This window comes from Marinobacter flavimaris, assembly GCF_002933295.1.
In the GTDB taxonomy this organism is placed as follows: Bacteria; Pseudomonadota; Gammaproteobacteria; order Pseudomonadales; family Oleiphilaceae; genus Marinobacter; species Marinobacter flavimaris.
Window position 1 is genome coordinate 312,598 of sequence record NZ_PSSW01000001.1, and the last position, 20,813, is coordinate 333,410.

Consider the following 20,813-nt stretch of genomic DNA (forward strand, 5'->3'; position numbering starts at 1 on the left):
GCAACTCCCTGAAATCAAAGTGTCAGACTTTTTGTCACTTGCTTGTCACAGGCGATGACGTAGAATCGTCACGCTTCTGAAACAGAACATTCATCTACCGACAAGGATACAGTTGGGATTCAGTTGTTCCCTTCCTTTTGCCTGTTTCCTGTCGCTTTTCAGATTATTTTATTGTTTGACCTTAAAACACTGGGCCCTGGTCGGTGGGGCGGTAGCGTGCTTGAGAGATTCCAGCTTAAATGAATGACATGTCCAGACCCCAGATTCCCGGAGTTTCCCTGAACAGGGTTTCGCTCCAAAAAAGAACGCATGAGTTTCCCCTTGCGCCACAGGCGAGTGGTCGCGTTCAGTTTGCCTTTTGGGTGCAGTGGGCTGTAGCCACGTTTATTCAGTGCAGCCTCCTTATTTGGCTTGCCGTTGAAAAAACGGGTGGCGATGTGGCGTCGCACTACAGAATGTTGGCGGTAGTTTCTTCGTTGCTCGCCATTCCTCTTTTCGCTGTTTTTCGAGCCTACAGTATTCGCAGTGGCTACCTGGTGGGAATCGCCAGGATTCTTGCTGCATGGTCGACTCTGGTGGCTATGCTTGCATTCATCGCATTCGTTACCAAAACCAGTGAAAGCTATTCCAGGGAAGTGATATTGCAGTGGGTAGCAGTAGGCTTCGGGCTCCAGGCGCTGGCTTTCGTGCCGGTGCACAAGGTTGTTCGCAGAATGGATAAACGCCACCGCTTTGCGAATGCTTCAGTGATTATCGGTTGTGGTGACATCGCCCTTACCCTTGCAACCAAGCTTCGCCACGAGCGAAAGGAAAGTATGCTGGGCATGGTTTGCCTTGATGATGAGGATCCCCACAACGGTGACGCCGAAACACCCTATTATCCAACTCTGGGAACGGTCAGCCAGTTACGGTCCATTCTCCGCGATAACCGCGTCAGCCGTGTCTACATCGCGCTACCCGCCAAGGAAACGGACCAGATTGAAGGTCTGTACGTTGATCTGCTTGATGCCAGCGTTGATGTGGTCTGGGTGCCCGATTTTGCCAATCTGAAGCTGCTGAACCACAGCATTTACAATCTGGGCGGAATGCCCGCTATCAACCTTAATGAGAGCCCGCTCACCTCCTACCCGGGCAGTGCCTTCCTGAAGTCCATTATGGACAGAACCTGCGCGTTAATTGGTATTCTGGTGCTCAGCCCACTTTTGTTGAGTGTCGCCGTTGCGGTGAAACTCAGTTCGCCAGGCCCTGTGCTCTTCCGCCAAAAGCGCCATGGCTGGAACGGCAACATTATCGAAGTGCTGAAGTTCCGCTCAATGCGTATCCACGATGATCAGAAAGTAAAGCAGGCCACCAAGGACGATCCCCGGGTAACGCCGGTTGGAAGATTCCTGCGCCGCTCCTCAATCGATGAACTGCCTCAGCTCTTCAATGTGCTAAAAGGGGATATGTCCCTCGTCGGCCCCCGGCCGCATGCTATTGCCCATAACGACTACTATTCCGATAAAATCATTGCCTACATGGCGCGGCACCGCATCAAACCGGGAATTACCGGCTTGGCGCAGATAAGCGGGTACCGTGGAGAAACAGAAACCATCGACAAGATGCAGAAGCGGGTAGAGCTGGACCTTGATTACATCAACCACTGGAGCCTGTGGCTCGATATCAAGATTCTTATAAAAACGCCGCTGACACTTATCTCGAAAGACATCTACTAACCAGACTTTTTCGGCTTGAATCAATGCGACGTTTTATAACAATACTTTCTGCGGGGGTGTTTTTGGCAGCCCCGTTGCACACTCTTGCCGCTCCGTGGCTTGGTGCTGGCGATGCTCGTGCACGCCACTCCATCCAAAAGCTGTCAGACCGTGGCCACCTTGATGCTTCTACAACCACCTGGCCAATTAACTGGGCAGATGTTGAACGTGGGCTGGGCGAAAGCAGCGACAGTTCAGTGGCTACCCAGCGCGCCTACCTGGTGTTTGAAAGGGAGCAGCAGGCGGAAAGTGGCTTTCGTGGCGAGCTTACGCTCGAGGGCTCCAATGAGCCGGCCTTCCTGCGCGGTTTCCACGATCTTCCCCGGGAGAAAGGGCAATTGGCCGCAACCCTTCAGTGGCAGGGTGAAGCGTGGGCTGTAGGGGTTTCACCTTCGGTTGTCGCAGACCCGGCTGACGGCAAGGAGTTCAGGCTTGATGGTTCTTACATTGCTGCGACAGCGGGCAATTGGGTGTTAGGGGTTGGCGCTATTGATCGTTGGTGGGGGCCAGGCTGGCAATCCACCATGATTCTCTCCAACAACGCCAGACCCATTCCAGCCGTATGGATTGACAGAAAAGCCAGCCTGGCACCGGAAACCGATTTTCTGTCATGGATTGGCCCCTGGAAGTTGAACCTGTTTCTGGGGCAGTTGGAAGAAGAGCGGGCTATACCCGATGCCAAAATGTTAGGTATGAGGGTGACCTTTGCGCCCATTGAGCGACTCGAAATCGGGCTTTCCCGAACCATTATGTTTGGTGGTGAGGGCAGGCCAGAGGGGCTTTCTACGATATGGGACGCCTTGATCGGCAAAGATAACGTTGAGGAAGGGGAAACGGCAGAAGACGATGCCAGCAACCAGATAGCAACCATTGATGCCCGTTACGGCTTCCCTCTGGGTAACCAGACCATGGGGCTTTACGTCCAGATGATGGGTGAAGACGAGGCCGGTTACCTGCCTTCCCGTAAATCCTGGCTGTTTGGCGTGGACTGGACAACCCAGTTGCTCCGCTCTGACCAGCAGTGGTTCGTCGAGTTTACCAACACTCTGGCCGAGGACCTCATCGGCGATCCCAGGCCTGATTACGCCTACGACCATTTCAATTACACCACTGGCTATCAATACTACGGCAGGGCGATAGGCTCTAGCTTCGATGCGGACGCGGAAGCGTTATCTTTAGGCCTGCTTACCTTCCTGCCGGACGGCAGCAACCTGACCGCAACGCTGACCTACGCCAACCTCAACAAGGACGGCGGCAACCGAGTGAGCCAGCCCGACGACGAGGTGTTTTACAGCGTACCGGATGGCGCTCAGAAAGTTGCGATAGCCAATCTCGGTTACGGAAACGAAGTGCTCGGTGGGTGGCTGGATTTGAACCTTCAACTGACCGACAAACAAATTCAACTTCTGGGCGGGGAAAAGGACCGTTGGTCCCTCTCTGCTTCCTGGAAGTACCGCTTCTAATTCAAATTCTACAGGCCCGGATTGAGAACAGTGACGGTTAAAAAACTACTTACTTCCCTAGCTCTTTTGCTGCCCCTTGCCAGCTATGGGCAATCGATATCCCCCGCCCAGATCGAGCAGTTCAAGCAATTGCCCAGAGCCCAGCAGGAGTCCCTTGCCCGGCAGTACGGAGTGGACCTCGACAGCCTGACAGGAACCAATAGCCAGACGCAGCGCCCCCAAAGGCAAGAGGTTGTCGAGCCCGTTTCTGGAGTAAATGATCAAGAGCGGGAACGAGCCGAGGCCGAAAAGCGAAAAGAAGATGAGCAAGCAGAGAAGAATGACGGGCTGAGACCATTTGGCTACGACCTCTTTGCCGGTAATCCCACCACCTTCGCCCCCGTGACTGAGATCCCTGTTCCCTCGGATTACACTCTCGGGCCTGGCGACGTGTTGCGCATTCAGCTTTGGGGCAAAGAAAACCAGAACCTGGAATTGCCTATCAGCCGTGATGGTACCATCAGCTTCCCACAGTCTGGCCCAATGAGCGTTGCCGGCCTGAGTTTCGATGAGGTGCGGCAACAGATCAAAAAGCGAGTCTCAGAGCAGTACATTGGTGTAGAGGCTAGCGTTTCCCTTGGCGAACTTCGCAGCATGCGCGTATTTGTATTGGGTGAGGCCAGGAATCCCGGCTCCTACAGCGTGAGCTCCCTTTCTACCATCACGAACGCACTTTATGTGTCCGGTGGCATCAAGCAAACAGGTTCACTGCGGAACGTTCAGCACAAGCGCGACGGCAAGCTCGTGGGTACGCTCGATCTTTACGATCTGCTCATGGCCGGCGACAGCTCAGCAGACAGCCGTCTGCAACCGGGCGACGTGGTCTTTATACCGCCCGTGGGACAGCGCGCCGGTATCAATGGCGAGGTTTATCGGCCCGCTCTGTACGAGCTTCAGGGAACCAACACCCTTGCTGACCTGATTCGTATGGCTGGAGGTCTGACACCGCAAGCCTATCCACAACGGATCAATATTGAGCGCACCAACAAAGATTTCCTGCGGATTATTGCGGAAGCCGATTACACCTCGCCGAAAGGACAAAGCGCTAGAATCCAGGCCGGCGACAGAGTCCAGATACCCTCAATTTCAGATGTCACAGGGCAGTACGTTGAAGTAAAAGGGGCGGCGACGAGAACCGGTAAATTCGCATGGATGCCGGGAATGCGGGTTACCTCACTAATCGATAATCTGAACAGTGATTTGTTGCCGGTAGCGGACAAGCAGTACGCGGCCATCGTACGAACCAATCCGTCCGATGACAGCATATCCGTGCTGAACCTCCGCTTGCGCAAGGCCGTTCGCAACCCCGGGAGTGAGCACGACCTGCAGCTGGAGGAAAGAGACCGTTTGTTCTTTTTCTCAGACGCAGGAAAGGTGGATATTCTCGATACGAAAGACGATGAGACCACTGAGCGCCTGAACGGAGAGAAGGCAGCAATCGAGGAAGAAGCGGGGCCAGAAACCTTCACCCGGGAAATTCTATTCGCTCCGGTTATCCAGCGGCTTAAGGCTCAGGCAAGCCCCGACAATCCGCAACAGACCATCCAGATAACCGGCCCGGTTCGTTACCCTGGTGAATACCCGATGCCGGCGACCCGTAACCTGACCGACGCTATTTTCGTGGCCGGTGGTTTGAAAGACTCTGCCTCGTTGTACCAGGCAGAAGTGGCGCGTTATACCGTTGATGAGAACGGCACCGGCCAAACCCGGATCCTGAACGTTGACCTTGCGGACGCCATGGCCGGAAAAGCAAACCTCCAGTTGGAAAGCCGGGACAGAATCCTGATCAAATCCATACCGGACTTCGCCAAAACCCGAACAGTTGAACTGAAAGGCGAAGTTCGTTACCCCGGGCAATATACCTTCCGGGATGGCGAAACCCTGAGGGAAGTGCTGGAGAGAGCCGGGGGCCTCACAGCCAATGCTTTCCCTAATGGGGCGGTATTCTCCCGTGAAAAACTCCGCCAGTTGGAGGCTCAGCGCCTCAGGGAAGCCGAAGAGCGCCTGCAGGGAGATCTGCTAGGGGTTCAACTGGAGGGCGATAACTTCTCTGGCCAGAGTGCCGAGCGTACCCAGGAAGTACAGAACCTTCTTGAAGAGGTACAGGGAAGTGAGCCGGTGGGCAGGCTGGTTATAGATCTCGCAAGTGTTCTCAATGACCCCGATTACCAATCCATTCGGTTGCAGGATGGCGACACCCTCACGGTACCGACTATCCCCCAATCCGTAACGGTCTTTGGAGAAGTGCAGTTCCCGACCAGCCACCTGCACCAAGCCGGGCTAACCGTGGATGACTATCTGGAGCGTTCCGGCGGACCCACTCGCCAGGCGGATGAAAGCCGCGTTTATGTCGTTAAGGCGGATGGTTCCGTCATGTTGCCCGAGAAGAGCCGCTGGTTCGGCGGCAGAAGCCAGCAACTGGAGCCTGGCGATACCGTTATCATGCCGATTGATGTTGACCGTTTAAATCAGCTTGAGCTTTGGACTAACGTGAGCCAGATCGTTTACCAGATTGCCCTAGGTGCTGCTGCAGTGGGGAACCTCTGATGAATCAAGCCAATGGATCTTTCAGTGACGATGACATTGACCTTAGAGAGTTGTTTTCAATTGCTTGGAGAGCGAAGTGGCTAATCCTAGTCTCCGCGTTGATATTTGCATTGGGAGGGATAGGGTATGCTCTTGTCAAACCCGATATATATAAGGCATCGGTACTTCTAGCTCCGACTCAAGACGACAGCGGGAGTATTGCCAACCTTTCTGGCCAACTTGGCGGTTTAGCTTCCATCGCAGGGATAAACCTTAATAGTGGGAATTCTTCGAAAACGTCAATAGCAAAAGCGGTGCTTGAATCGCATTCCTTTCTGGAAGACTTTATCTATCGGTATGATTTAGAGCCACTGATATTTTCTGTAAAAGGCTGGGATAAAGAAACTGACGAGTGGGAATACGATTATGAAATTTATAATCCCAAAACAGAAGAGTGGCAATATGATAGTTCTGGGAAAAGCTTGAAGCCATCTCCTTGGCTTCTTGTTAAGCGGCTAAAGGAAGATCATATTGAAGTGACTGAGTCAAAAGATACAGGCCTAATTACTGTGAGCGTTCAACATTATTCTCCCGAAACAGCGGCACAATGGGCTGAATCCCTGGTAAAGGGGGTGAATGAGCATATGCGCTCAAAGGACGTTCAGCAAGCCCGAGCTAGTATTGCTTACTTAGAGGAAAAGCTAGAGCAAACCAATATCACAGGCATGCAACAAGTTTTTTATCAATTGATTGAAGGCGAAACGAGAACAATAATGCTCGCAAACGCCAGAAACGAGTACGTTTTTGAAACTATTGACTCGCCCGTCGCGCCAGACGAGCCCTATAAACCGAGGAGGCCTCTAATCGTATTGCTGTCGACATTTTTTGGTTTGATAGTGGGCTTTTTTATAGTTTTCGTAAAATCATTTATTCTCAGTTCTCGGTACGAAAGCGATGACAAGAATTGACTATCTCATGCGAAGTTAAACGCAAAATGACTGTAAATAATTATTAGTGGGCTCGAAATGAAGAAAGTACTGTTGATGGATATGTTTAGCACCATACACGTGGGAAATGGTGCTCTTCTTGAAAACACAATTAAATTGTGCAAAGCCGCATGGGGCGATTGTAGATTCGATATAATAACCCTTGACAAAAAAACAAACAGTTTGAAGTATAGTGCGGATCGCCTGCACTCGCCAATGTTTGGCAAATTCTGGTTCGGCCAAAGCGGTTTAGGGAAATCTTTGTGGGCGACGAGGCAGGCGCTTTTTATGCTTCTCCAAATCCTCAACGAGCTGACATTCAGGGTCCCATCCGAAAAGCTTACTTTTTCAAAAGAGCAGAAGGATGCCGTTCAGGCAATAAACGATTCGGATATATGTGTTAGTTCAAGCGGAGAAATGATTTCTGATACTTTTTATCAGATGCTGCCCTTTTGGTTATTTACTTATTGGCTTGCAAGCAAAAAAGGAAAAAAACTAATAGTGTTTCCGCAAACCATTGGGCCGCTGAAAATGGGATGGACGAGGGCTCTTGTTAAGTTAGCCTTGAAAGACGCGACGATCATCGCCGGACGTGACGAAGAGTCATATAATACCTTGTTGTCACTTGGGCTTTCTCGAGAAGTGGTGATGTTTGTACCGGATGTCGCTATACAGCAGGAAATTGGAGATGCTGATATAAACCGCTATCTGCCAAACAGAGAAAAAAAAGTAATCGGCATTACTATATCTAATCCACCAAAGCGTGAGAAAGGAACTCCTTTAGACTTTGTCGAGGAGGTTGGGAAGCAAGTTGAAAAGTTGGATCCGAAGCAATATCAGATACTCATAATGCCTTCTAACTATCAGGTAGATGGTATTAGCAAGGATTATTCTTTATGTATGAGTTTACAAGAGCGTCTTCGGACCCAATTCGATACGTCAATACTTGAAAATCGAGCATATTTCCCTGATGAATACACAAGCCTGCTGTCGCAGCTAGAACTTTTTATTTCTACGCGGATGCATGTGGCGATTTTAGCAACTTCGATTGGCACCCCGACAATTGCCATAAATACGCAACACAAGATTAGGGGTTATATGCAGAATATCAAAGCTGAGCATTTCTGTGTTGAGTATTCAGAGATGGATCGTATAGCTCAGTTGGCAGGCGAGATATTGCAAAACCCAAAAGAGGTATCTGAGCACCTAAAAGGCCAAAACGAGTTACTTCGAAGAAAGCACAAGCCTTTCGTCGAACGACTTACTGAAGTCGATGCTAGACAAGCTTGATGGGAAGAGTGTGGCTCAAATACATCAACTGATTCGCAACGGTTTGCGCGTTATCGGGGTAAGGGTTGCAGGAACGGGCTTGGCATTCGCTCTCGCAATAGTTTTAGCTCGTTCTTTAGGGGCAGAGGGATATGGTCTTTATTCGTTTGTCCTTTCATTACTCTTTTTTCTTTCAATCCCTATTCAAGCAGGCTTGCCGAATCTGGTTGTGCGGGAGACTGCGAAGGCTCGACTTCATTATGACTGGCCAACGATAAAAGGGCTTTGGTATTGGGTCGTAGGAGTGATCTTGGTCGCGTCCTCGATTTTTATCATTTGCGTTTTATTAATAGAACAGATGGGAACAGACTGGATAAGTAAGGAGCGCTTAGATCTTATGATCGTAGGGCTATTATTTATCCCTTTCATTGGTTTAACTATAAATCACTCAGCGATAATACGAGGTTTGGGACATGTTGTACTCGGAATTGTACCTGACGCGATTGTCCGTCCTGCTTTGACACTCTTGTTAGTCGGCTCAGTGTTTGTCTTTGGCTCGCCGTTGGCGGTGACCCCCGGCCTGGCAATGTTTTCCTACGTTTTCTCGATTGGTACTGCGTTTGCGTTAAGTTCTATTCTCCTTTACCTAGTTATACCAAGAGAACAGCGAAGGTTCGGGCCAAGTCGAATGGATATAGGGTATTGGAAGAGATCAGCATACCCGCTGACGGTTGTCGGAGGGTTGCAGATTATGTACAGCTACTCTGACTTACTAATCCTAGGTATGTTTCATTCCGATACAGAAGTTGGAATATATCGAGCCGTTGGACAGCTGGGGATGTTAGTCGTGTTTGGTCTTTCGGCAATTAATCAAATGCTTCATCCACAAATTTCCAAACTGTTTTCGTCCGGAAGGCTTGTAGATTTACAGAAAATGATAACAATGAGTTCGTTAGGTATCTTTATTTTAGCTCTGATACCTGGAGTTCCGCTCATTGTTTTTGGGGGTGATTTTCTTGAATTTATCTTTGGCCACGAATTCTCAGATGGTGCTGTGGCTTTAGTTGTTCTGACATTCGGGCAATTAGTAAATGCCGCCTTTGGCTCTGTAGGTGCTCTTTTGAATATGACTGGCCACGAGACTGATGCAATGAAAGGGATGTTCGTAAGTCTGGGTGTTAATATAACGTTTGCTTTCATTCTAATACCGCCTTTTGGTATCGAAGGAGCTGCTTTGGCTACGGCAGTTTCTCTAGCTACTTGGAATATTATACTAAGGCATTTTGTCAAGAAACGACTGGGAATAGAAAGCATAGGGATTTTGAACATACTAAAACGTGAAAGGATTGAACCATGAAGCTGTTGGTTATTGGGATGGATGGGGCGCACTTGGACGCTTTTTCAAGAGGATGGACGCCATACATGAAGTCCCTCTTAGATCAAGGTTCCTCGATTGAGTTAAAAGAGGATCTTATTAGTCGCGGGTGGCTAGAGATTGCTACGGGGAAAAATGGGTTGGAAACCGGCGCTCTTTACGATAAGCCTATGGCCAATGGAAGCTATGAGTGGAATTTGAAGTTTAGCTTGAACGACGTACCCGGACTAGGAGAGGCTGTTAAACCAATATGGCAGCTCTTGTCTGAGAGAGGCTACAAAGTCGGAGTTATGAATCTACCGACAGTTTTTCCAGCGCCACCGGTAAACGGATTCATGATATCCGGCGGTGGGGGCGGTGCTCCAGTTGTGCAAACACCTACCCCAGAATTATGTTTTCCGAGAGAAGAGCATTCGGAACTTGTTGAAGAGGGGTATATCGTCGACGAGCGCATCGTTCCAATGATGGTTGATAAGGGTATAACTGACCCTGAGAAAATTTTTTCAATTCTTGTTCATAAAAATGAACGAAGAACCCATTCTTTTATTCGCCTGGCGAAAAAGCACAGCATTGATTTTGGAATGATCGTATTTAAATCTTCGGCAAATTTAGCGGAGTGGGTTTTGCTTCCTGAGTTGAAAAGATTAAATGATGGTCAAAAGAATATCGACTACAAATTCATTAATACCATTAAGAGCTATTATCAGAAGTTCGATGAAGAAATTAAGAAATTACACGAGTCTTTTCCTAACGCCCAAATTATTTTTACTGCTGATCATGGGCTGACTCCTAGGATCTGGGATGTAAACCCCAATATCTTACTTCAGGATATCGGTCTGCAGGTAGCTGATAACACAAAAACTCGCGCAAGATACATTTCCCAAGCGTTAAAAAAATTCATCCCATTTTCGTGGCGGGCAAAGCTTAGGAAGAAAAAGACAATACATGATGCTCTATATTCTTCGGCTCCGTTTAAGAAAGAGCAAACCTACGCATTCTGTAAGACATCTGGAGATTGGTTGCAGGGTATTTATTTGAATGATTCGGTACGATTCGGTGGTCCGATAGGACCTGATGAAGCTTCGAAAGTTGCTCATGATATTGTCACTGCTATAAATGGAAATCCGATTGCGAAGGAACACGGGATCACTGCTTATCATAAAAGCCCATGTGACAGCGCGGCTGCGAAGTATTATCCTGATATTGTAATTGATGTACCGGACGGGTATCTAATCTCAGATAAAGCTCCGTCTTTCGTTCGCAAATTTATCCCTCCAAAAGGCCCACTTAACCTAATGTCCATAACAAAGGGAGAGCTGCTTTGTATAAAAAGCCATAAACCTCTTGCTGTAGTTTATAACGGGGGCTGGAACCTCAGTAGTGTCAAAGAGAACCTGGATCTTTCTGCTATTTATGAACATATATCAAACGAATTTAGCTAATAACTGTTTAGCGGATAATTTCTTTGCGCGGAAGAGTTCTATCCCAAGGCTGTTTTTTTGGCTTATATGGTTTTTGGTTTTCGTCATGTTAAATTCTCAATAGTGAGCGACCAGAGATGTATAACGGACGTTCACTAGCCAGCCTGCGAGAGTTTATTGTTTTTTTGTTATGTGGATTTATTTTAGTCGACATGGTAAACGGTGTACTTCTTCGTTTAGGGTTTACTTCTGTTTCAGTGGTATATAAAACCGCTGTTTTGGCTCTAGTGATGCTCTACATGTCGAAGAGTAGATCGTTTTTACTGATTGTTTCTGCAATGGTTCTCACAGTTCTGGGCTATCTTCTATTTCATGCAACACTTTTTTCTGAAATGGTCGGGGCGTTTAAGAGTTCCGATTGGTTGGTTAAATATTTTTCCATAATAATATTCTATCTTTTTTTCTGTCGATTAGTCTTCGAAGGCAAAGGAACGTTGATCTTTACAGTCGCAAGCTATGCAATTTTTTTTCTAACACTTAATTTCATTATAGGGTTTTTGGGTCTTGGCTACCCAATGTACGGCAATGAAGAAAACGCGATTGGTACAAAAGGTCTGATATTTGCTGGCAACGAGATCACTGCCTCAATCGTCATCAGCGGCGGAATAGTCCAGATGAAATTAATTCAGGAATCTAGATATATTCAGTTTCTTTTGGTGGGTCTATTAATGCTTTTTATGGGGGCGCTCTTGACCTCAAAAGTCTCGTTGCTTGCTCCTATTTTAACGACTCTATTTTTTCCTTTAATAAAGTCCTCTGAGAAATTGAATGTATTAAAAGTATCGAAAAAGGATTTCGGATCTTCGGCTCTAATCATAATGATTATTCCTGGTATTGCATTTTCGTTTGGTTACTATGCACTATTTCAATCAAATCTTATGGAGCGTCTAACATATTTTTACGAAAGAGTGGACGTAATAACCCTAATATTCAGTCGCAGGAATATTTGGGCGTCAGATGCTATTGATGTTTTCGTTAGCTTATACTCGCTGCCGGAGGTTGTTTTAGGGACGGGGCTGTCGTGGTTCCAGCTTGTTCCTGACGGAAAGATGGTAGAAATCGATTTTCTCGATTTTTTAATGGCGTACGGTCTCCTTGGTGTGGTGATTAGCTATGGTTTTGTTGGTTTAAAGGTTCTCGACCTTCTTGGCAGTAAAAACAATCCTTACTTTGGTTATATCCTTTTCTTAATTCTGTTAGTCGTGGCTATGAGCTTGTCAAGCGGCCACATATTTAACTCCGGAGTTGCGGGCGCATTAATTGGCGCCTTATTCGCTTCTACAAAACTTCAAAAAGTTGAGGCTTGAACTTGAGGATTCTGCTTATTTCGAATATGTATCCTTCTCCGGAGGCTCCGTATTTCGGTGTCTTCGTAAAGAATTCTGAAGAGCAACTCCTTTCTCAAGGGTTTACCGTAAATCGTGTCGTGATTAAGACCACTGGCGGTTCAATCTTCTCTAAATTAAAAGAATATACGAAATTTTTCTTCTTGTCTTTTTTCAAGCTGCTTAAAAGCGATTTTGACGTCGTATACGTTCATTATGCTGAACATTCCTTATTGCCTGTTTGTTTTGCACGTCCTTGGGTTAAGGCGCCATTGGTTGTGAATGCACATGGTGACGATATACTATACGAGTCTATTATTAGCTCTCTTGTAAAAGACACTATAAAAAAGAGCGATCTGTTGGTAGTGCCTTCGGACTATTTCGCAAACTTTGCCAGACATAAATACGACCATGAGAATATTTTTGTGTCCCCTTCTGGTGGCATAGACACACGACTGTTTAGACCTATTGATGTTACAAACGAAGATCGAAGAGCCTTTACTATCGGATTCGTATCGAGAATAGATCAGGGAAAAGGATGGGATGTCCTTTTGTCGGCTCTTAGAATTCTTAAGTCGCGTGGGCGGGGCTTTAATGCGTTGGTTATAGGTGGAGGGGGCCAAATTCAAGAATTTAAAAAGAGAATTAAAGGTTTGGAGTTGCAGGACTCTGTCCAGTATTTGGGGCCAAAAGCTCACCGGGATCTGCCGGGATATTTTAATCTGATGGATGTTTTTGTTTTTCCGACAACGCTCCCTGAAAGCTTGGGGCTTGTTGGCTTAGAAGCGATGGCTTGTGGTATTCCGGTCATCGGATCGGAAATTGGTGGCCTGCCGAGCTATATTGAAGACCATAGTAATGGCCTGCTTTTTGAACCTGGTGATCAACATCAACTTGCAAAGTGTATTGAGTTTTTCATGGATTCCTCAGAACTTACGTTGGGTATGTTTAAGCGTAGTGCGTTGAATCGATCAAAACAGTTCGATTCGAAAAGCGTTGAAGTGCAAATGGCAAAAAAACTTAGGGATAGATTCCAGTGTGTGGATTGATAGGCTCCGTTAACGTGCCTTTGGATATCGACGTTCTGCGAGTCATATCTCATCGGGGGCCTGACAGCGAAGATCTCGTCCACGTATCATCGGAATTTGGGGTTGTCTGTTTTGGTCATGTTCGTCTTGCAATTCAGGACCTTTCACCGGCAGGCCACCAGCCGATGTTTTCATCGTGTGGTAGGTATTTAATCATCTATAACGGTGAGATATATAATCATGCAGAGTTGAGAGGTCGGCTCCCTGATTTGAGGTTTAAGGGCCACAGTGATACAGAGACAGTTGTAAACTATTTGGCACGCTTCGGGATCGAGTCCGTAAAGGATTTTAATGGGATTTTTGCGCTCGCAGTATTTGATTTGGAAGCCGCTAAGGTTCATCTAGCTCGGGATAGGTACGGTGTAAAACCGCTCTATTATTCATTGAGTGATAAGGCACTTTCTTTTGCGTCTGAAATTCGGCCGTTAAATTTGCTCAACGCGCCTATTATCGATAAACAGAACCTAGCTACGTTACTTAAATTGCGCTTTGCTCCAGCGCCTTTGACAATATTTAACAATGTAGAAAAGCTTCGTCCGGGTCATATTTTTACGTATGACTTGTGTACTAGCGGGACTCGGGCTCAGAGCTTCGTTTGTAAGCCTAAGGGGCCGATTTCAATAGCGATGGATCAGGCTATAGATGATTATGGCCGTCTGTTTGAACAAGCCGTCAAGCGGCAACTTCTTGCTGACGTCGAGGTGGGAGTTCTTTTGAGCGGGGGAATTGATTCCGCTCTGGTTGCTTTCTTCGCTCAAAAATATAGTGCAAAGCCTATCAAGACGTTTACTGTTGGCTTTCTAGATGAAGACGACAGCGATGAAACAGAAGATGCTCGCCAAACCTCTCGTATACTAGGAACGGAACATCATGAAATTCGCATTTCGCGTGACGAATTTGAGGATGCTTTTGGGCGTTGCGTAGAGATTGTCGAGGAACCGTTGGGAACTACGTCTATCATTCCTATGTATTATTTGAATAAGCGGGTTGCGGAGCTTGGCGTTAGTGTTGTGCTTACTGGTCAGGGGGCTGATGAGCCTTTGGGTGGATATAACCGCTACAGAGGCGAGATGTTGTACGGTGCGATTCCTCCCTTCGTTTTTAAATTTTTTTCGCCGTTTCTTAGCCTTGTAAAAAATGAATCGTTATTTAGAGCTATCTATGCGCTGGGAGAAAAAGATATAACTGAACGTTGGAAAAAGATTTATACGCTTTTCAATGATCGTAGTATCTACGATTTGATAGGAGTTTGCGATGTCGAAAGCGGGCAAGTGGTCGATTACTGGCGGAATTTGCTTTACAACGAAGGAAGAGACTCCGTAAGCGCGATGATGTCGAATGACGTTCGTATGAATTTGAGTGATGACTTGTTGTTGTATACGGATAAGATTTCTATGCATTTCTCGATTGAGGCGAGAGTACCTATGTTGGATAACGATTTAGTTGATTTCGTAGAATCTTTGCCTCTCGATTTTAAGATTCGTAATGGTGCAGGTAAGTATATCCACAAGAAGTTCGCTGAAAGTGTATTGCCGCCCGATATCGTTCATAGGAAAAAGAAAGGCTTTAAATCTCCGACAGAAAAATGGTTCATGGGAGAGAGGGGCGAAGAATATAAAAAGATGTTGCAGAAGAGCCAAGGGATCTTTTCCAAGATATTCAATGTTGAAGAGGTCTCTCGGATTTTTGATTCGCATCTGCGTGGTAAGCGGAATTTAGAGAAGCAGCTTTTCTTGCTGGTATCGATTTTTTATTGGATGCAGAGTATTGAGAAAAGTAAGGTTCAGCTTAGTTCTGGGCTATCTCGAGAACTCTATAATCGTAACGAGGCCAAGCGTGCGGAGGATTGATATTCTGGGAAGCCCGGTAGATGTGGCCACCATGGATGAAACAGTGGGTGTCATTGACGAGGCTCTGGCGAACGCGCGTTTCACTCAGCATGTGGTAGTGAATGTCGCCAAACTCGTAAACATGCGCAAAGATCCGGAACTCGATGCCTCCGTTCGAGAATGCGACATCATCAATATTGACGGAATGGGTGTGGTTTTAGGTGCTCGGGCGCTCGGGCACAATGTGCCCGAGCGGGTTGCCGGCATTGACCTTTTCCATGAATTGCTCGCGATGAGCGAGCAGAAGGGTTACTCGGTGTTTTTGTTGGGAGCAAAGGATGAGGTGGTGTCGGAAACGGCGCGCCGCGTCCAGCAGCAATATCCTGATCTTAAACTTGCTGGTTATCACCACGGGTATTTCTGGGATGATGAAGAGGCAATGGTCGAGCGCATTCGCGCTTCCGGAGCACAGCTTCTTTTTGTTGCCATTACCTCGCCCAAGAAAGAGAACTTCATCAATAAATGGCGAGACCGGCTGGGCGTTACTTTTGTAATGGGCGTTGGCGGCACCTTTGATGTGGTGGCGGGCAAGGTCCAGCGGGCGCCTGTGTGGATGCAGAAAGCCGGGCTGGAGTGGTTTTACCGTGTCCTGCAGGAGCCTGGGCGCATGTGGAAGCGTTACCTGGTCACCAATTCGGTGTTCGCATGGTTGTTGCTGCGTGAAAAGCTCAGGTTTAGGCGCAAAGCCTGAGTACTCTTCTGTTTTCTTTCCTTCCTTTCTCTTTTGTCTTTTTCTTTCGTTTTTAAGGAGTCTGTCTGAATGGCGTTCAACCGGATTTCCGTGGTTGGTCTCGGTTATATTGGTTTGCCCACGGCGGCTGTGATCGCTTCCCGGCGGTGTGAGGTGATTGGCCTGGATGTTAGCCCGAAGGTTGTGGATACCATTAATCGTGGCGATATTCACATTGTAGAGCCCGACCTGGACATGATTGTCCATGCTGCCGTGAAGGAGGGCTACCTGAGAGCTACCTTGAATCCGGAACCTGCGGACGCCTTTTTGATCGCGGTGCCTACGCCTTTCAAGGCGGAAGACGGTAAAGAGCATGTTCCCGATCTTAAGTACATCGAGTCTGCAGCTAAGGCGATAGCGCCAGTGCTGGAGAAGGGGAATCTGGTCATTCTGGAGTCCACCTCCCCCGTGGGGGCCACGGAGCGCATGGCCGAATGGTTGGCAGAGGCGCGCCCCGATCTGGTGTTTCCGCAAACGGGTGGGAAGGCGTCGGATATCCGTATTGCCCATTGCCCCGAGCGGGTTTTGCCTGGCCATGTTATCCGTGAGCTGGTGTCGAACGATCGCGTGATCGGTGGCATGACACCGAAATGCTCAGACGCTGCAGCCGAGCTTTACAGTTTGTTTGTGGAGGGCGAGTGCGTGAAGACGACCGCCCGAACCGCAGAAATGGCCAAGCTGACGGAGAACAGCTTCCGTGATGTGAACATTGCCTTTGCCAATGAGCTGTCACTGATCTGCGATAGGCTTGAGATTGATGTGTGGGAGTTGATTGAGCTGGCAAATCGCCATCCGCGGGTGAACATCCTCAAGCCTGGCCCGGGTGTCGGGGGGCACTGTATTGCAGTGGACCCCTGGTTTATCGTGAGCGAGACGCCGGAGCAGGCGCGGTTGATCCGTACGGCCAGGGAAGTGAACGACGGTAAGCCACAATGGGTAATTGAGAAAGTTAAGTCTGCCCTTGGTGATTTCCTGGTGAAGAATCCTGGCCGCACGGCCAGTGATGTGTCAGTGGCGGTGTTCGGCTTGGCGTTCAAGCCGGATATTGACGACCTGCGGGAAAGCCCGTCTCTGGCAATCGCTGAGCAGCTTCATAAAGAGCTCCCACAGCCTTTGCTGCTGGTGGAGCCCAATATTCAGGAGGTGCCCGGGTCTCTGGAAGGTTGCTCCCTGGTTACTGCCGAAGCAGCGATTGATAAGGCAGACATCTGTGTCATCCTTGTGTCGCACAAGCAGTTCCGGGGGCTGGACTATTCGGCCATCGCTCCGGGTTGTGTGATTGATGTTGTTGCCAGTGGCCGGGCGTGAACGCCATCGCTAGAGAACGAGTAGGGAGACAGGTTTGAAAGTATTAACGGTGTTTGGTACCCGCCCGGAAGCGATCAAGATGGCGCCCCTGGTGCTGGCCTTGCAGGAAGATAAGCGTTTTGAATCCTTGCTGTGCGTTACCGGCCAGCATCGCGAGATGCTGGATCAGGTATTGTCTTTGTTTGAACTGGTGCCGGATTACGATCTGAACATCATGAAGCCGGGGCAAGACCTTACCGATGTAACGACCGGGATCTTGCACGGCATGAAGGAGGTGCTGAGGGAAGCCCGGCCTGATGTGGTGTTGGTACACGGCGATACGGCAACAACCTTTGCGACTACTCTAGCAGCCTATTACGAGCAAATACCGGTTGGGCATGTAGAAGCGGGTTTGCGTACCGGAAATCTGTACTCGCCTTGGCCGGAGGAGGCAAACCGGAAGCTCACCGGCGCGCTGGCAAAGCTGCATTTTGCGCCAACGCAAAAATCTGCCGATAACCTGATGGCAGAAGGCGTTGCCCACAGTGATGTGCACATTACCGGCAACACCGTGATTGATGCGCTGTTCGAGATTGTGGAGCGTTTCGATAAGGACCCTGAATTGTCCGGCGCTTTGGCAAAGCATTTTCCTTTTCTGGATGGCAGCAGGCGTTTGATTCTGGTAACGGGGCATCGCCGGGAAAGCTTCGGTGGCGGCTTTGAACGGATTTGCGAAGCACTGAACCGCACTGCGAAGCAGTTTCCGGATGTGGATATCGTTTACCCCGTTCATCTGAATCCGAATGTTCGTGAGCCGGTGAATCGGCTTCTGAAAGGGCACGAAAACGTTCACCTTATTGAGCCTCTCGACTACCTGCCGTTTGTCTATCTCATGAGCCGATCTTTCCTCATACTTACTGATTCGGGGGGTATTCAGGAGGAAGCACCTTCACTGGGTAAACCGGTTCTTGTGATGCGGGATACAACTGAACGGCCCGAAGCGGTGGAAGCGGGAACGGTTGAGCTGGTCGGGACAGATGTGGATCGAATATCTGGTAAGATTTCGGCTTTGCTGGAAGATGATGTGGTTTATCAGCGAATGAGCCTTGCTCACAACCCTTATGGAGATGGCAAGGCCTGCGCACGCATTCTGGAGGTTTTGTCGGCGTTGGATGGCTAGGCTGATCCCAAAACAAGGGCCGTTTCGTTGGCCTGGCTGAAAGCAAAGAGGGCGCCTGATCGGTGCCCTCTTTATTTTAAAAAAGCCGAACTCCCCCAGAATAATCTGTTAACTTGCACGTTTACGGTTTCTCCTACGAAGTTGCTTGTTAATCCATGAACATGCGTATCGCCAGCCTTTGTATTCGCGCCCTGACACTTGCCGTCAGGTTTTCGCTGATCTTTGTCCTGGCGCTTTACTTTGAGCCTTCACAGGTCGGGCTCTATGGCCTTGTAGTGGCCACAGTGGGCTACTCACTGTATTTCGTGGGTTTTGATTTCTACGTATTCAGCACACGGGATTTGTTGGGGCGTTCCCGCGAACAATGGCCCGGCCTGTTAACGTCTCAGGGGGTTCTGTTCCTGAGCCTTTACTGCCTGATCCTGCCCTGGTCATTTTTCCTTTTTTACAGTGACCTGCTCCCCTGGTGGATGATGGCATGGGTGATGGGGCTAATCATTGTTGAGCATCTGGGCCAGGAAATCATGCGGCTTGCCATTGCGATGGGGCGGCCTGTTCTGGGTACGTTTTTGCTTTTCGTTCGCCAGGGAATTTGGGCACTGGCCTTTATGTTCGCGATCTGGTTTGACCCGGCATTCCGAACCCTTGAGCACCTTCTGTTGTTCTGGATCATTGGATCAACGTGCAGCGTTCTGTTGGGTAGCTCGGTCTTTCTCCAATTCCGGTGGCGGGGATTGGTTAAAGGCGTCGATTGGTCCTGGATCCGTGTCGGCCTGAGGGTTGCCTTCCCAATGCTGGTGGCAACCCTTGCACTGAGGGCAATTTTTACGCTTGATCGGTACTGGTTTGGTTTTGTGAACAGTAGCGAGCTGCTCGGGGTTTATACACTCTTCATCGGGATTGCCGGGGCTGTGCTAGCGTTTATGGATGCCGGTGTATTTGCTTTTCTTTACCCTAAAATGATTGAGTGCTTCAAGAGGGGCGATGTTGCGGGGTTCGAGGATTTAAAGGCTTCTCTTGCCCGGCAGACGCTTGGTTGGCTCGCTGTGTTGCTAGTGGCAGGCGGGGTTCTGGGCCCGGCGGTGTTCAGTTTTATGCCCAATCCGCTGTATTTTGAACACTGGCCACTTTTTTGGGCCTGCCTTCTCGCGATGGGAGTTTTTGTCGCAGGTATGGTGCCGCATTACAGTTTGTATTCGATGTCTCTGGACAAGCCGATTATCCTATCTAACATGCTAGGCCTTTTGGTGTTCGTAGCTGGCGGGGCTTTATGTTCGGTATTTACAACCTATTGGGCGGTTCCCGTAGCCATGTGTGCAGCAGCTCTGGCAATGGGGATCTCGAAACAGCTGGTTTTGGTTTTCCGAGGTTCCGAAGGATTCAGCCAGTCTGTCTAAATTGATAGAGAAGAGAGTTTTCGATGTTTAACGATAAATCCATTCTGATTACCGGGGGCACTGGCTCCTTTGGGCATACTTTTGTTCCAATGTTGCTGGAAAAATTTAGTCCTCGCCGTGTGATCATCTTCTCACGCGATGAGATGAAGCAGTGGGAGATGGCCAAGAAGTTTGAGGGCGACCACCGGGTTCGCTTTTTCATTGGTGATGTTCGCGATAGAGACAGGCTGTATCGTGCCCTGGATGGAGTCGATTTCGTTGTACATGCTGCAGCGACCAAAATTGTACCAACCGCCGAGTACAATCCTTTTGAGTGTATTAAGACCAATATCATCGGTGCGATGAACCTTATCGACGCCTGTATTGATAAGGGGGTCAAACGCGTTGTCGCACTGTCTACGGATAAAGCGAGCAGTCCGATTAACCTGTATGGCGCTACCAAGCTGGCCTCGGATAAAGTTTTTGTTTCCGGTAATTCCTACGCCGGGGGCCATGAAACGCGGTTTTCAGTTGTTCGGTATGGCAATGTGATGGGGTCGCGTGGTTCCGTAATTCCCTTTTTCATGTCAGTAAAGGACAAAGGGGTTCTTCCGATCACTGATGAACGTATGACCCGCTTCATGATTTCGCTCGAAGAGGGCGTGGAGCTGGTGTGGCATGCGTTTGAGGACATGGAAGGTGGCGAGATCTACGTCAAGAAGATTCCGTCAATGAAGGTCACCGATCTTGCACGGGTCGTGGCACCGGAAGCTCGTCAGGAAGTTGTTGGCATTCGGCCGGGCGAAAAGCTTCACGAGCAAATGATTGGTGCCGAGGATTCCTACTACACCTACGAATACCCTGAGCACTTCAAGATCCTTCCCGCTATTCACGACTGGAGCTCCGATGCGAACCGGATCAAGGACGGCAAAAAGGTGCCTGAGGGATTCGTATACTCGAGTGAAAACAATTCCGAATGGATGACGCCAGAGGCTCTTCAGGCCTGGATTGACGCGAACCGGGATAAAATAGGGAGTATCTGAGC

Annotated in this window: 15 protein-coding genes; all 15 read left to right on the forward strand. The window is 48.7% G+C overall.

All coding sequences use genetic code 11. The features are described from left to right. Nucleotides 1-239 precede the first annotated feature (239 nt). Nucleotides 240-1,715, forward strand: coding sequence for an undecaprenyl-phosphate glucose phosphotransferase (locus MDHKLMBL_RS01465; protein ID WP_425269217.1), 1,476 nt, complete (start codon nucleotides 240-242; stop codon nucleotides 1,713-1,715). Between the two features lie 56 nt (nucleotides 1,716-1,771). Beyond that, nucleotides 1,772-3,217 carry a capsule assembly Wzi family protein gene (locus MDHKLMBL_RS01470; protein WP_425269221.1) on the forward strand — a complete coding sequence of 482 codons (1,446 nt, stop codon included), beginning with the start codon at nucleotides 1,772-1,774 and terminating at the stop codon, nucleotides 3,215-3,217. 30 nt (nucleotides 3,218-3,247) lie between these two features. Beyond that, nucleotides 3,248-5,803, forward strand: a complete 2,556-nt coding sequence (locus tag MDHKLMBL_RS01475) for an SLBB domain-containing protein (protein ID WP_104269955.1) — start codon at nucleotides 3,248-3,250, stop codon at nucleotides 5,801-5,803. Beyond that, nucleotides 5,803-6,750 (forward strand): Wzz/FepE/Etk N-terminal domain-containing protein, encoded by a 948-nt coding sequence (locus MDHKLMBL_RS01480; protein WP_104269956.1) that lies wholly within the window; start codon nucleotides 5,803-5,805, stop codon nucleotides 6,748-6,750. The genes MDHKLMBL_RS01475 and MDHKLMBL_RS01480 overlap by 1 nt, the downstream gene beginning before the upstream one ends. Nucleotides 6,751-6,807: 57 nt before the next feature. Further along, complete coding sequence (locus tag MDHKLMBL_RS01485) at nucleotides 6,808-8,058, forward strand: polysaccharide pyruvyl transferase family protein (protein ID WP_104269957.1); 1,251 nt, start codon at nucleotides 6,808-6,810, stop codon at nucleotides 8,056-8,058. Further along, nucleotides 8,042-9,394, forward strand: a complete 1,353-nt coding sequence (locus MDHKLMBL_RS01490; protein WP_104269958.1) for a flippase — start codon at nucleotides 8,042-8,044, stop codon at nucleotides 9,392-9,394. The genes MDHKLMBL_RS01485 and MDHKLMBL_RS01490 overlap by 17 nt, the downstream gene beginning before the upstream one ends. Then, nucleotides 9,391-10,854, forward strand: a complete 1,464-nt coding sequence (locus MDHKLMBL_RS01495; protein WP_104269959.1) for an alkaline phosphatase family protein — start codon at nucleotides 9,391-9,393, stop codon at nucleotides 10,852-10,854. The genes MDHKLMBL_RS01490 and MDHKLMBL_RS01495 overlap by 4 nt, the downstream gene beginning before the upstream one ends. A 116-nt stretch (nucleotides 10,855-10,970) precedes the next feature. Further along, the gene (locus MDHKLMBL_RS01500; RefSeq protein WP_104269960.1) at nucleotides 10,971-12,200 is read left to right on the forward strand and encodes an O-antigen ligase family protein; all 1,230 of its coding nucleotides are present in this window, start codon (nucleotides 10,971-10,973) and stop codon (nucleotides 12,198-12,200) included. 2 nt (nucleotides 12,201-12,202) lie between these two features. Beyond that, nucleotides 12,203-13,267 (forward strand): glycosyltransferase family 4 protein, encoded by a 1,065-nt coding sequence (locus MDHKLMBL_RS01505; protein ID WP_146083397.1) that lies wholly within the window; start codon nucleotides 12,203-12,205, stop codon nucleotides 13,265-13,267. 14 nt (nucleotides 13,268-13,281) lie between these two features. Beyond that, nucleotides 13,282-15,156, forward strand: coding sequence for an asparagine synthase (glutamine-hydrolyzing) (gene asnB / locus MDHKLMBL_RS01510; protein ID WP_199185472.1), 1,875 nt, complete (start codon nucleotides 13,282-13,284; stop codon nucleotides 15,154-15,156). A 31-nt stretch (nucleotides 15,157-15,187) separates the two neighbouring features. Then, nucleotides 15,188-15,886 carry a WecB/TagA/CpsF family glycosyltransferase gene (locus MDHKLMBL_RS01515; protein WP_206748287.1) on the forward strand — a complete coding sequence of 233 codons (699 nt, stop codon included), beginning with the start codon at nucleotides 15,188-15,190 and terminating at the stop codon, nucleotides 15,884-15,886. Between the two features lie 69 nt (nucleotides 15,887-15,955). Next, nucleotides 15,956-17,233 carry a UDP-N-acetyl-D-mannosamine dehydrogenase gene (gene wecC, locus MDHKLMBL_RS01520; protein ID WP_104269964.1) on the forward strand — a complete coding sequence of 426 codons (1,278 nt, stop codon included), beginning with the start codon at nucleotides 15,956-15,958 and terminating at the stop codon, nucleotides 17,231-17,233. A gap of 79 nt (nucleotides 17,234-17,312) precedes the next feature. After that, a complete protein-coding gene (gene wecB / locus MDHKLMBL_RS01525) occupies nucleotides 17,313-18,392 on the forward strand; it encodes a non-hydrolyzing UDP-N-acetylglucosamine 2-epimerase (RefSeq protein WP_241956167.1) in 1,080 nt (359 codons plus the stop codon). A gap of 284 nt (nucleotides 18,393-18,676) precedes the next feature. Next, complete coding sequence (locus MDHKLMBL_RS01530) at nucleotides 18,677-19,789, forward strand: lipopolysaccharide biosynthesis protein (protein ID WP_146083398.1); 1,113 nt, start codon at nucleotides 18,677-18,679, stop codon at nucleotides 19,787-19,789. 23 nt (nucleotides 19,790-19,812) lie between these two features. Continuing rightward, a complete protein-coding gene (pseB, locus tag MDHKLMBL_RS01535) occupies nucleotides 19,813-20,811 on the forward strand; it encodes a UDP-N-acetylglucosamine 4,6-dehydratase (inverting) (protein ID WP_104269967.1) in 999 nt (332 codons plus the stop codon). Nucleotides 20,812-20,813: the final 2 nt, after the last annotated feature.